Raw genomic sequence first — 12,649 nt, 5'->3', positions numbered from 1 at the left:
TTGCATCAAAGTATTGATAGCCAAATTTTGCACTTTTAGAGACGTAAGCATGTTCAACCGTAGGCAATTTTTGTTGACTGCTGGTGGTGCCATGGGATGGGTCCTCTGGTCTGACCAACGGCTACCTCTGCTAGCACAGCCCAAGTTTTCGGCTTATCCCTTTAGCTTAGGGGTGGCTTCGGGTGACCCAGAGTCGAATAGTGTCGTGTTATGGACTCGGCTAGCCCCCAATCCGTTATCTGGGCAACCCATACCTGCCGTTGCAATTCCCGTTCAATGGAAAATTGCGACGGATGCCCAGATGACGCAGGTCATTCAACAGGGAACAGTCCAAGCCGTGCCACAGTGGGGGCATTCGGTTCATGTAGTGGTGGAGAATTTATCTCCAGGTCAGTGGTATTGGTATCAGTTCCAAGCAGGAGATGAAATCAGTCCCATTGGTCGGACCCGTACCATGCCAGCCCTAGAGTCTCAGGCCAAACAACTCAAGTTTGCCTACGTTTCTTGTCAGCACTATGAATATGGCCATTACACGGCCTATCAGCACTTGGCCCAAGAGGAGTTGGATTTAGTGCTGCATTTGGGGGACTACATCTATGAAGGGAAGCCACGATCTGGTCGTCCCCGCCAACATGTCGGTCCCAATCCAGTCGATCTCAAGAGCTATCGTTGGCGCTATGCCCTATATAAAAGTGATCCGCACTTACAAGCGGCCCATGCAGCATTCCCTTTTATCTGCATTTGGGATGATCATGAAGTTGAAAATGATTATGCCAATAACGAGTCTCAGGACTTTGCAGATCCAGCTGTTTTTCGACGTCGTCGGCAAGCAGCATATCAAGCTTATTATGAACATCTACCCTTACGCCCCACCGCCCAACCCCAAAGCAATCACTTACAGCTCTATCGACGCTTTCGCTTTGGTGATTTAGCTGAATTCCACTGCCTAGACACTCGCCAATATCGTGATGATCAAGCCTGTGATCAGAACGGAAAAGGAGGGGGGCAGGTCGTTTTCAATTGTGCCGAGCGCTTGGATCCAAAGCGCTCATTATTAGGGTTTGAGCAAGAAGACTGGCTGTTGGATGGGTTAAAAAATTCGTCTACGGGTTGGACAGTCATTGCTCAGCAAATGTTGATGGCTGAATTGAACCAAGGGATAGGCCCACTGGCTGGGCATTGGACCGATGGCTGGGATGGCTATGCTGCTACCCGCGATCGCATCTTCAAGGGCATCACCCAATATCAACCCAAAAACCCTGTGGTCATTGGTGGCGATATCCACTCATTTTGGGTCACCGACTTGAAATCAGATTTTCAAGATCCGCAATCCCCCGTGGTTGCAACGGAGATTGTGGGCACGTCGATCAGCTCCCGTGGCCCCAACCCTGACTTATTTACCTTGGCCTTAAAAGTGAACCCCCACATTAAGTTCTTTGAGAGCCGGTATCGAGGCTATGTAGTGTGTGAGGTAACCCCCGAACAGTGGACCGCACAGTTGCGAGTGGTGGATCAGGTGGAAAAGCCAGGAGCACCCGTGCGCACATTGGCGTCCTTTCAAATCAAGAATGGTCAGCCGGGCGCACAGAAGATTGACGGATAATGTCAGAAAGTCAAGGCGTTGCCTGGGAACGGATAGAACCTGGCCTACTCGGATTTCGCTTTTTTGCCTTTTTTGGTGGAGGCAACGGTATTCGCTGAGACTTCTGCCCCTGTGTCTAGTTTGGCTCTCACCTGCTGCGTTAAAGATTCTGTGAACTCGGGATTATCTTGCATATAACGAACGGTATTGTCTCGACCTTGGCCAATATTTTCGCCGTTATAGCTATACCAAGCCCCTTTGCGAATCAGGATCTCAGTTTCTTCAGCCATATCTAATAGGCAACCGAGGGTAGAAATGCCTTGACCAAAAATAATGTCAAACTCTCCAATCCGAAAAGGAGGAGCCACCTTATTTTTAACCACTTTGACCTTGGCTCGAATCCCAAACTCTTCTGTTCCTTTTTTCAAGGTCTGGATGCGGCGAATATCTAGACGTACGGAAGCATAGAACTTAAGGGCATTACCCCCCGTGGTGACTTCAGGGTTGCCATAGGTGACACCAATTTTTTGGCGAAGCTGGTTGAGAAATACCACTGTACAACCAGTACGACCAATGTTGCCGGTAATTTTTCGTAGGGCCTGGCTCATCAGGCGGGCCTGCAGTCCCATGTGGGAATCGCCCATATCCCCCTCAATTTCAGCTCGGGGAACTAGGGCCGCTACAGAGTCAATGACGACAATATCCACTGCTGTAGAGCGAACCAGCTGATCGACAATTTCTAAAGCAGATTCTCCAGTATCAGGTTGGGCGACGAGTAAGTTCTCTGTATCTACCCCAAGAGCTGAGGCATAGGTGGGATCAAGGGCATGCTCAGCATCGACGAACGCGGCAATACCGCCGGATCGCTGCACTTCTGCGATCGCATGCAAAGCCAAGGTCGTTTTACCGGAACTTTCAGGGCCATAAATCTCAATCACTCGGCCTTTGGGCAGGCCGCCGCCTAAAGCTAAATCAAGGGTTAAGGCACCACTAGAAATCGTCTCCACTTTCATCTGGGCGGCATCTCCCAGGCGCATGATCGATCCCTTACCAAAGGTGCGCTCGATTTGATTCAGCACGACGCCTAGGGCTTTGTCTTTCTCAGAGTTAGTGGGATTATCAGTGGCCATGAACACCTCAAATGAAAGTAAATTGGGCAAGCATCACTTTATTGTGCACCATACCAAAGTGCAGTTTGACCCCAGTCGTCACTTTAAAAATCCCGCAGAAACGGTAGCGGTGCAGCTCACCCTAAACGGCTTTTTGATAGAGACCCCAAAAGATATCGCCGCCTATATAGGGGGTTTTTATTTGGTCAGGCATCAAATTCAAGCCTTGGGCAACGGCCTTTCCCCAAGCCTTATCCATCAGTTGGTATCGCAATACCGATTTCCGATACTGACCATTCATCCACTTGCTAGGGCTGCCCCGCGCCACTTCCCGAAACCCATATTGGGCAACGAGGCGTTCTAACTCGGGGGGCGAAAACCAATGGGAACGACTCGGGGGCGTATAGGCGTGCCAATTTTGGCCTCGCATCCGAGCCAGTAGACTGGAGCGATCCCACGTTTCAATCAGCCAGTACCCTCCGGGCTTGGTGACCATACTGGCGGTATGCAGTGCTAGTTTCAAATTGTAGAAATGTTGGATCACTTGCACCATCATCACCAGCTCAAACCGATCGGATGTGGGATAGTTTTCGAGGGTGCCCACGGTCATTTTTAATCCCAACTGCTGCTGACCAAATTCAGCAATGCGGGGATTCGGCTCTAGCCCTTCTCCCCGCCATCCCGAATCCATCAGCCCTTTGAGAATAAATCCAGCAGCAGCCCCCACATCCAAAACGGTGCCAGGCAACACATAATACGCCAATCTATCTGCGTAATATTGGCCGAGTTGTTGCAATAATTCGGCTTCTGCTAAGTAATCGATATAGCCGGGGCCATCCCCCTGAAAATACTGGCCGTCATATATTTGACTAACACCTTTGGCAGTGGGTTGTTCTTCTGCAAATTGGTGATGACAGCGATCGCATTCCCGTATCCAATAGCTATTCTTGCGAAATAAGCGCACACTGCTTTGGTCGCAAATAGGGCAGGTCAGTTGTAGCGAAGAAAGATTGGTTTCTGAATCCATGCAGTCAATGGGACTAGGGCAAAACAAGAAGCGTTAATGCATCTCGTCATCTCAAACTTAGGCGCATAAAGTGAGTAGTTATACAGACTTATTGGTATCCATACCTTAGAGATAACATCAGCTGTTTATAACTATTTAAAACATAAGGCTCTGGTAACCATGGTGATCGATATCAAGACAGCTAGGCCACAGATATAAAGCTGTTCTACTTTCAGATCCAAAAGACATGCTTTTCGCATAATCTTGACCCAATATTGCCGAATTTTGACACTCGATGTGATCTTTTTTTCTTCACCAGTTTATATTTATTCAGCCAAATTGTTTTGATCACATCCAAAGTTTTAAATCTAAGCCTGAGCAAAAGGTCCCCAAATAGCAAAGGTTATCCCAGGGGTCTGGATATTCACAAATAGCGTCAAGGGATTAGTTGAAAAACAGGCGCCTGCTAGCTCTTTATCATTTAAGGCATTCCGGGCAAATGAATAGAGTTGTCCCTGTTGATTGATACCTCGAATAAATTGTTCACCTCGCCCATCCTCACACAGGAACAGATCGCCAAAAGGAGCCATCGTTAAGTTATCAGGATAGTCCAAGACTCCTGGATTATTGGGCTCAACAAATAAGGTCAAGGTACCCCCGTCGGCATCTGGGGTATACCGCCAGATTTGGCCGAGGCTAGCAACACCCCCCGCTCGTACAACAGAACAACACCTCGCCTTTACCCAGACAAATGCCTTCCCCACGGCTAAACAGAGCAGCACCTTTGGCATATCCCTCCGCTCGCACGGTATCGGTTAATGGATCAGGATTTTCAATTCGCACCCATTCCACAGGCAGCGGTTGACCAACAGGAATATCCTGTTGGGTATTGAGTTGAGGTTGCCCTTTAATTTTCAAAGCTTCGAGCACTCCCCCAGCCTGCAAATTTTGCGGTTTCTGGGGACGAAAACGATAGAACAGCCCATCTCCACGATCTTCTGTTTGGTAGACAATATTGCTATCAGGGTCGACGGCAACCGCTTCATGATTAAAGCGCCCCATTGCCACTAGTGGTTTGGGTTCAACTGGTCCCGTGGCTTGAATCGGCACTTCGAAGTTATAGCCATGCCGCTTGCTAACCGCCGGGTCGCTCTCTGGCGTGGACGTATTCTCTTCGCAACTAATCCACGATCCCCAAGGGGTGGGTCCACCGGCACAGTTGCGATAGGTACCGGTCAGAGAGGCATAGTGCCGGATTAACTGACGCTGGGCATTCAGCACCAGGGTGGTTGTCCCTCCAGTACATTGCGAATCATAAGCATTGCCCCCCTGTACAGATGGGGTCTGGTTCGGACTTAATTCATGATTACGAATCAGAATAGTCGTATTGTTGGGGCCAGGAAAGGCTGCCATTCCATCATGTTTCGCAGGCACTGGAAAACCATCGCTCATCCGTTCTCCAGTATGGGAAAACGCTCGATATTGAAAGCCACGAGGTAAATCTAGGAGTCTGTTGGGGTCGGGAATCAGCGGACCATATCCTTCAGTGTGAATGGATAAACCGTTTGCTACTCGGGTAAATAGGCGCGATAGGGGAGCACTGATGAGAGTTCCCGTTAAGCTTGCTCCCGCAATAGAGAGGAAATGGCGTCGTGAAAAATTCAAAACTGTCTCCTATGGTGAATCGCTATTCCACGGCTGAACGATAGTTTGGATGATTATGGCAAATCTACAGCCAATGTGTCGGCAATCATTCTTGATCTGAAGACCTCAGATTCATCGAACCCAAGAGAATTCAGTACCCAAGCGCCCCTACATACCCTAAAGTAAGATTGCCAAGGCTATTGCACGATGCAGCGCCGCACAACGTTTGCTTGTTTTAACATCGTGTTTGATTCAGCAATTGCCAACCGTTTTTCTACTGAATATGGCAGACACAACCACATTTGAACAATCTGTCTACATCGATGCCCCGATTGCCATCGTCGATCAAACGATTACCGACCAAGAGCTGATGCATCGTTGGCTCAACCCTCTTCTAAAGTGTGAACCGGTAGGGGAATGGAGTTCACAGCTAGATAGCCAGACCCGCTTTATGATTCGCATCCCGCTGCTCAATCCTACATTACAGAGTCGTGTGATTGAACGGCAGGAGGGGCTTGTGGTTTGGGCTTTTGACGGTTTTTTCCAAGGACGGGATCGCTGGCAATGCCAACCCGAGATTGGGGGCACTCGTTTGATTAATCGGTTTGAGTTTCGGATGGAGAATCCGATTGTTGCCTTCGGTTTTCAGACCTTTGCGGCGAAACTGACTCGTCGAGACATGCAGAGTCAGTTACAGCGGCTTAAACAGGTAGCAGAGCAGTATTATGTCCAGTCAGAGTCATCGTAATTCGCCTTAACCGTCAGGAACATTCCTCGTCAACTCTTTGTCTTCAAAGTATGCAAGGACAAAGTGCAACGTATTTCATGCGAGGACAATCCCATGACTATTCATCGACCAACTTCTCAAGCCGGGTTAGCAGCGCTATTGGCGTTGGGGATTTGTAGTGCTGGTGTTGCACCTCTGATGGAAGCTCTGCCAGTCCAAGCCCAAAGCTTTCCCCGGTCCAACCGAGTGGCCCTAAGCTCCGGCACGGTGATTCCTGCTGCCTACCAAGGCGCTGAGCGAATCATTCTCAAGCCCGATGAAACGTTGCCTGTGACGTTGACGGTGGTCGAGAATGTCCGTAACTCCAGAGGCACGATCTTGATTCCCCGAGGCAGTCGCATTGCGGGTCAACTGGAGCCCAGTGGAGAGGGGACTCAGTTTATTGCCAATACCTTAATCTTGACTAACCGCGATCGGCAGGATATCGATGCCACTTCTGATGTGATCACTCGCAAAGAAGAAATTCGTAAAGGCAATAACGATCGCATTTGGCAGGGCGCACTAGTGGGTGGTGCAGCGGCGGGGGTCTTGTCTGAGATCTTTGGCGATGTCGGCGTTCTAGAAGTTCTAGGTGGAGCAGGTGCCGGTGCTTTAGGAGGCTGGTTGCTCGGTCGACGCGAAAAAGTGGAAGTGGTTGTCATCGATGCCAAACAAGATCTCGATTTAACCTTAGATGCAACTTTAGCGCTGCGTTAGTCCCTTATGGTTCTTGGGCAGTATGGCCGGAGTGAACCGCACAAACATCAAGAATGCGCATGTCGTTATTGTTGATCTGCTGGATGGCATAGTACTGATTTAAGTTGACACTATGCTCATAGGTCTGCTGCTCATAACTTTCTAAAATCGATAGGGTCAACTGCCCACCCTGCAAATTACCCGCAAAGCAATCAAAGGAAGAAGACGGCATAAAAAAGGCTCCAATGACCCGATTACGCTTCGTCTTAAAGATCAAGTACTCAGTTTGAAACTTTCCAGGTTCCCGCGCTTGTCCAAATAGGTGAACGCCATCTTTGAGGGGAGATTGAGGAAGTGAAACAGCGACAGCATTATTGGAATTCTGCTTCACGCCCTTGAACGTTGATTGAGCCTGGGCACAGAGGGATGTAACAACTCCAACCTTGACAAAAGCCAAGACACTCAGTAGATAAATCGGTAACCTTTTATACCGTTTTCCCCTCTGAGATGAGGATCTAGAGATATTAAACCAATACTTATTCATGAGGCTTAATCGAAAAACACACAGGGGATCAGTTAAAAACTGAGCTAAAACACAAAGGAATTTAACTAAAAGTCTTTTATTACTCTCATTGTCCTCTTGTAAGTCTCATTTTTGGTGCGTTTCTTAACAATTGATGAGATCTCTATATAAAGCTTTGCAGATTGATGCTGTATAACGCTTTTCCTCTGTTTTTTGAAGAAAATATCTTGCAATATATACTTATTTTTTTTAATATTTGCATCCAAGAAATAATGAACTTGTATTTCGATACATCGAGTGGATGCGATTGACCTGTTCTTGAATATGACCGGGCACTTTAGGAATAAGTCTATACCTCTTCTTTTTCTAATTCTCCGTATAAAATCATGATAAAGGCTTCAAACGATAGAATAAAGAAGATAAAAGACTTATTTTGAATATCTTTAATCTCTATTGATATGATTTGCTCTCAATTTAAGATTTTTGGGTTCAGCTCTGTTCCCAGTGCTGTTCTATTGCTGACCATCAGTCTTGGAGGGCTCATCGCGGGTAGCTGTGATCGTCAAACTACAGTCCGATCAACATCAAGCGTTCAACCCGTCAGACCTTCAGCACCAGTCATTCCAACACCAGAGTTAACCACTTTGGTGCCGACGCAACCGCCTCCAAGTGCAGCGATAAAGAGCCCTGTTTCCGCACCTCCTACGAAGACCAAGCCAGCTGCGCCTTTCCCAAAATCTACGAGCAAGGCCTCTTCATATCAGGCCAATCAGGTGAAGGTGCTGGCGTTACCTCCAAAACCCACTCAAGCGTCCCCCCCCGAGTTCCGATTCGAGTTGCGATCGCACAGCAATCCCCCCTACTTAGTCATTGGCTCTTCCACCCCCCGCTGCAGTGGTTGATCAGCAAGGTCAGGCCGTCAAAAAACTAGTACCTGCCGCTGCCGAAAACTTTATGGCTCAAGGTGGGCAGCTTCAGATTGGTACTCAGAGTGCCCCCAATGTGGTGTGGATTAAACCTGAATCGGCAACGGGTTTGGTCTATGTATCAGGCCGTTGGTATCGAGGAGCTGTCCAGGTGATTGCCAATAACGGCAAACTCACAGGCGTCAACCATCTCGATATGGAGTCCTACCTCTATAGTGTTGTAGGTTCGGAAATGCCTGCGTCATGGCCTCTTGAAGCTCTTAAATCCCAAGCGATTGCCGCCCGTTCCTACGCTCTCGCCCATATTGCACGTCCGGCTAACCCATTGTTTGATCTGGGGGGATACTCCGCGATGGCAAGCCTATAAAGGCATAGAGACTGAAACGGGTTCTACCTTAGCAGCGGTCGAAGAAACCGCAGGCATTGTCCTCTCCCACAACGGCGCAGTGGTGGAATCTCTCTACGCAGCCTCGGATCAAATTGTGAGAGAAGTTCATAAAGGGTTTGGTATGAGCCAAAATGGAGCTAATCAGTTGGCCCAACAACAATATAATTACCAGCAAATTCTGGCTCACTTTTATCCCGGCACTCGCTTAGCTTGGCTGCAGTTTTCTTCCTAGAGGATCTTCAGTCTTACATCTGTGAACTGAGAAATTGATCTACTAAACTACTCATGAGCATCTTCAATGAGTGATGAGGTTTGATTCTGACATTGAGAAGGTTTCTGATTCATTTCAGAATGAAAATTTATGCGAGACATTTGGGATCGAATTCACCAAGGTTTATTAGTTCATGCTCCTGAAATCGTGTCTCTTTTACAACCAGGTGCGTTAGTAGAAGAGATTCGAAATACAGAAGCGATCTTAGGCGTCGCTTTTCCTCAAGATGTACGGGAATCCTACCAAATTCACAATGGGATGAGCCGCTTGCAAAGCTTTAGGTATGACTGGCCTGAATTCTATTCTTTGAGGGAAATAGTTATCCAGTGGGATTGCTGGAAGAATCTACTTGAGTCAGGCGAGTTTTTTGAAGAGGAAAGTACGCCAAAGGGTCCCATTAAAACAGATTGGTGGAATATCAAATGGATTCCACTGTGGGGCAATAGAGGTGGAGATCACTGCTGTCTCGATCTTGATCCGCCACCAGAAGGTCAGTTGGGGCAGATGATTACGATGTGGCACGAGATCGGTGCTGAAGAGGTTCTTGCTCCCTCATTCAAAGATTTATTAGCTAGCTTTGCAGATCAGTTAAATGCAGGTGCTTATACATTCTCCACCGAGTATGGCTTGATTACTCTTTCTGAGCTTGAGGAACTTCAGAGCCCAGACAAAGAGAATGAACGTCAGCTTGCTAGGTTCATCACACGGTATGCGGATAATCCCGCAGAAATGCAAGCTAAATTAAAACAGCAATTGCTATCAACGAGTCATGATGGGTCATTATCAGATCTGGAAGAGTCGATGCTGAAAGCGCTAGAAGATTCAATCCCGCAGGCATTTAATAAAGACGAGCTGATAGAGCCAAATGAATGATTTAAGCCATTCTCTAGTTTGATGTCTTCCTCACTCCCATCCAGGCATTCCCGCTTGGAATTCTGTAGCCATTCTGATACCTAGATGTATCTTAAGCTTTCACAGTTGCACCCACAGCCAGATGTGCTATCTTAAAACCATTCCACACTTGATGTGTTTAAGAATAAACCGTCCAGGGATTAAGGAGGTGATGCCCATGCAAGATAGTAGTATAATGCAGGGTCATCAAGTTAAGCTAGGTCGGCTGTGCGCCGAGACTGTTCTCTGATCAACTACCTAGTAGTTAATGTCGGAGTTCTTTCGGCAGTCAGACTTTAACTTGAATGATCCGCTAGACCGCTCCCAATTTTTCAGACTGCCCTAGCTTTGCTAAACAGTTTGTTCCGATTGGGAGCGGATAGTCGTTTAAAGGAGACTCCGCTGACCCGTGGATCTACAAATCCTTTATCTGCTGCATCGAATCATTGCCCTCGGTTCTAAGCACCGTTCCCTATTGTCTTTTCTAACGGTGCTGGCGGGATTTATCTCCATCGATATCATTTGCACCCGCCTATTTGCTATTTCAACGCAAACCCTTACGCAAATCTGGCTGGTTTATCCGAATTTTTTAGAGACGCTTGATATTGGCTTTGCCCCTGAAGTGTGGCTATCTCTGATCGCCCTGACCCTAGGGACATTGGTGATTGCCATCTCCGTCGCCGCCCAAACCATTCCCAAAATTGCAGAACTCTACATGCGGGATTGGGTGAGCTTGACCTACATTTGGTTCCTGATGATCGGGGGGAGTCATGCTCTCTTGATCAAGTATTACCAAGACACAGCCAGCATCAGACCTGCCAGCCTGATGCTAAACCTCTATATCTTTTTGCCAGCGTCGATCATCATTGCTTTTCCCTATATTTTCTATGTCCTGAAAAGCATTCAGCCGATTACGGTGATTCGCAAGATTGTAGATACCCATATTGCCAATATCCACAAACTGAGGCGGTCTTCCGTCAACCGACTCCTTCACAACAATGCCTATCGAGAAGAATGCCAGCGCCGCCTGCTAGAGTCTTTGAATCAATTAGGCAATTTGCTGGAATATCTGACCTTTAAGGAGCCCAAAGCCCAAGCCATTCAAAATATTAGTCTGATGATTCAGACGTTCATCACCACAAAGCCCAACATTAACCCCAAGTTTTTCCAGGTGGGGCATACGGTTTGCTCTGATATTTCCTTCAAAACTCTGATTGATCAATTCGAGGATGTAGAACGGAGCAAAACGTTTTATGAGCAGAAATGCTTTCGCCTCCTGGGGAATATCTATGTCCATCTCTTGGATGATTCAGAGTTTGATTTAGCCTCGCTCTGTGCCTCGGAAATGAGCAATATTGGCCTGAAAGCGATTGAACTGAAAGATGACCAGCTCTTAGAGGTGATTATTGTTCGCTTTAACACCATGTTCCGGTTTGCCCTTAAACATGGGGTCAAACATAATGAAGCTCGCAATCTCTATAATTTGGCCTTTCACTATCGGGCTTTTATTGAAAACCTAGTCACCCACCATCGCCTCCATCATTCCTGGCAGAGCTTCTATTACCTGCGTCTCTATGGCAATGAAGCCTATGGCTATGGTCGGACCAGTTCTGCCATGTATTTCATTGTGGATGTGGTGGCAGCCGAGATGAAAAAAATTTTGGTGCTAGTCCATCAACAACAATGGTCTGAAGAGATTCAAAAACAGCTGCTGGGAGAGATGCTACTCGTCGATCGGCCACCAGCGATTGAAACAGATAGCCTCAACCACCCCCACCTCAATAGTGGCGTCCGCACGCTGCAAATTTGTTTAGCTCTGTTTTATCTCAAAGAGCAAAAGTATGATTTTGTGGACTGTATCATCGCCGACATCCTGGATGATATAGCCGTTCTGGGGGACAAGGCCTTTCGAAAGCGGATTAAGAAAACCTGCGATCGCTTACGGGCATCCCAACCTAAATTTTGGGAGGATACGGACCGGGGCAATGCCAACCTCTACTACACCCCCGATCAAGATCACATTAAACCCTTTTTGATGCTGCTCGATAAGCGGCTAGCGGAATTGGGCAAGTGACTTAGACAGCCAATATAAGCCCATTTCATACCTATCATTTCAGCTAAGACACCTAATAAAACCGCACTTTATACCTAAAATTAAATTTCCTGTTGTTATCGTGGAGAGAACAGGATGAGTGATGGGTTGTGCTGAGCTGGCCAAATACCCCGTGACTCAATCCAGCCAGGAGAACAGGATGGATGTGGCAAAAAATACTAACGATTTTAGGCTCTATTCTAATCACAGCCTGCCAGCCGGGGTTATCCACAAAGTCTGCTCCTGTCACAGTTAGCGAAATAGAAGGTCCAAAATCTGAACGGATTGCAACCGTCACTAAGCTGTTAGTCACGCAAGAGCCGCTCCCCAGCCCATTGCAAAATGCCTACTTTCTTGAAGAACAAATTGGGGACAACCAGTTAGGACCCAGCGATTATGTGTCATTTGGCATGTTGGAGATCAAACCCGACGATTTGTCTGCTTGGCGAGGTAAGCTGTTGCCCCTTAAAGTTCAGCCTGACTATGTTGCCCCCCAAGCGTCACCAGATTGGTGGGTAAATGTTGCTGAATATTCTTCCTTGGAATTATTTAAGCTGCGTCCTTACACCCAACGGATTCACGGCTGGATTGGTATCGATGCTAAAACGAACAAAATATATATCTATACTTTCACCACCTAACCATAAGCATCAAATGTCCGTCTAAGAACCGACAAATTCTGACTTCAAAAACAGCCTACAAATATCGCTGTCCCCCTAATTCATCAAGCACGGCTAGCGGATTCAAGATTTCTC

At 47.4% G+C, this 12,649-nt stretch carries 12 protein-coding genes and 1 pseudogene; 9 read left to right on the top strand and 4 right to left on the bottom strand.

Annotated elements, in window-relative coordinates; all coding sequences use genetic code 11:
* The first annotated feature begins 49 nt into the window (after positions 1 to 49).
* A complete protein-coding gene (locus HRE53_RS14840; protein ID WP_235107006.1) occupies positions 50 to 1,603 on the top strand; it encodes an alkaline phosphatase in 1,554 nt (517 codons plus the stop codon).
* Positions 1,604 to 1,647: 44 nt separating this feature from the next.
* Here the strand turns inward: HRE53_RS14840 and recA are convergent, their stop codons facing one another.
* The 3 genes and pseudogenes from recA to HRE53_RS14825 all read right to left on the bottom strand — a co-directional run bounded on the left by recA (position 1,648) and on the right by HRE53_RS14825 (position 5,362).
* The gene (gene recA / locus HRE53_RS14835) at positions 1,648 to 2,712 is read right to left on the bottom strand and encodes a recombinase RecA (RefSeq protein WP_212664113.1); all 1,065 of its coding nucleotides are present in this window, start codon (positions 2,710 to 2,712) and stop codon (positions 1,648 to 1,650) included.
* Positions 2,713 to 2,833: 121 nt separating this feature from the next.
* Positions 2,834 to 3,718 (bottom strand): class I SAM-dependent methyltransferase, encoded by an 885-nt coding sequence (locus HRE53_RS14830; protein ID WP_235107005.1) that lies wholly within the window; start codon positions 3,716 to 3,718, stop codon positions 2,834 to 2,836.
* Between the two features lie 347 nt (positions 3,719 to 4,065).
* Positions 4,066 to 5,362 (bottom strand): annotated as a pseudogene (locus HRE53_RS14825) (alkaline phosphatase PhoX).
* 262 nt (positions 5,363 to 5,624) lie between these two features.
* Here HRE53_RS14825 and HRE53_RS14820 point away from each other — a divergent pair.
* Together HRE53_RS14820 and HRE53_RS14815 are read left to right on the top strand one after the other, a co-directional pair.
* Entirely contained in the window at positions 5,625 to 6,089 is a 465-nt protein-coding gene (locus HRE53_RS14820) for an SRPBCC family protein (RefSeq protein ID WP_212664110.1), read from the top strand.
* Positions 6,090 to 6,182: 93 nt separating this feature from the next.
* Positions 6,183 to 6,824: a hypothetical protein gene (locus HRE53_RS14815; RefSeq protein ID WP_212664109.1), complete on the top strand. Its 642-nt coding sequence runs from the start codon at positions 6,183 to 6,185 to the stop codon at positions 6,822 to 6,824.
* Positions 6,825 to 6,828: 4 nt separating this feature from the next.
* On the opposite strand, the gene HRE53_RS14810 is transcribed toward HRE53_RS14815, so the two are convergent.
* The gene (locus HRE53_RS14810) at positions 6,829 to 7,347 is read right to left on the bottom strand and encodes a hypothetical protein (protein ID WP_235107004.1); all 519 of its coding nucleotides are present in this window, start codon (positions 7,345 to 7,347) and stop codon (positions 6,829 to 6,831) included.
* Positions 7,348 to 7,784: 437 nt separating this feature from the next.
* On the opposite strand from HRE53_RS14810, the gene HRE53_RS14805 reads away from it, so the two are divergent.
* The 6 genes from HRE53_RS14805 to HRE53_RS14780 all read left to right on the top strand — a co-directional run bounded on the left by HRE53_RS14805 (position 7,785) and on the right by HRE53_RS14780 (position 12,535).
* Positions 7,785 to 8,228, top strand: a complete 444-nt coding sequence (locus HRE53_RS14805; RefSeq protein WP_235107003.1) for a hypothetical protein — start codon at positions 7,785 to 7,787, stop codon at positions 8,226 to 8,228.
* The gene (locus HRE53_RS14800) at positions 8,221 to 8,619 is read left to right on the top strand and encodes a SpoIID/LytB domain-containing protein (protein WP_235107002.1); all 399 of its coding nucleotides are present in this window, start codon (positions 8,221 to 8,223) and stop codon (positions 8,617 to 8,619) included. The genes HRE53_RS14805 and HRE53_RS14800 overlap by 8 nt, the downstream gene beginning before the upstream one ends.
* A complete protein-coding gene (locus HRE53_RS14795) occupies positions 8,582 to 8,872 on the top strand; it encodes a hypothetical protein (RefSeq protein ID WP_235107001.1) in 291 nt (96 codons plus the stop codon). The genes HRE53_RS14800 and HRE53_RS14795 overlap by 38 nt, the downstream gene beginning before the upstream one ends.
* Positions 8,873 to 9,001: 129 nt before the next feature.
* Positions 9,002 to 9,784, top strand: a complete 783-nt coding sequence (locus tag HRE53_RS14790; RefSeq protein ID WP_235107000.1) for an SMI1/KNR4 family protein — start codon at positions 9,002 to 9,004, stop codon at positions 9,782 to 9,784.
* 427 nt (positions 9,785 to 10,211) lie between these two features.
* A complete protein-coding gene (locus HRE53_RS14785; protein ID WP_235106999.1) occupies positions 10,212 to 11,876 on the top strand; it encodes a hypothetical protein in 1,665 nt (554 codons plus the stop codon).
* 182 nt (positions 11,877 to 12,058) lie between these two features.
* On the top strand, positions 12,059 to 12,535 hold the full coding sequence (locus HRE53_RS14780) for a hypothetical protein (RefSeq protein ID WP_235106998.1): 477 nt from the start codon (positions 12,059 to 12,061) through the stop codon (positions 12,533 to 12,535).
* The last annotated feature ends 114 nt before the right edge of the window (positions 12,536 to 12,649 follow it).

This window comes from Acaryochloris sp. 'Moss Beach', from assembly GCF_021497025.1.
GTDB lineage: Bacteria > Cyanobacteriota > Cyanobacteriia > Thermosynechococcales > Thermosynechococcaceae > Acaryochloris > Acaryochloris marina_A.
The sequence above is the reverse complement of the archived record's forward strand: the minus strand, read 5'-3'. Positions and strand labels throughout refer to the sequence as shown.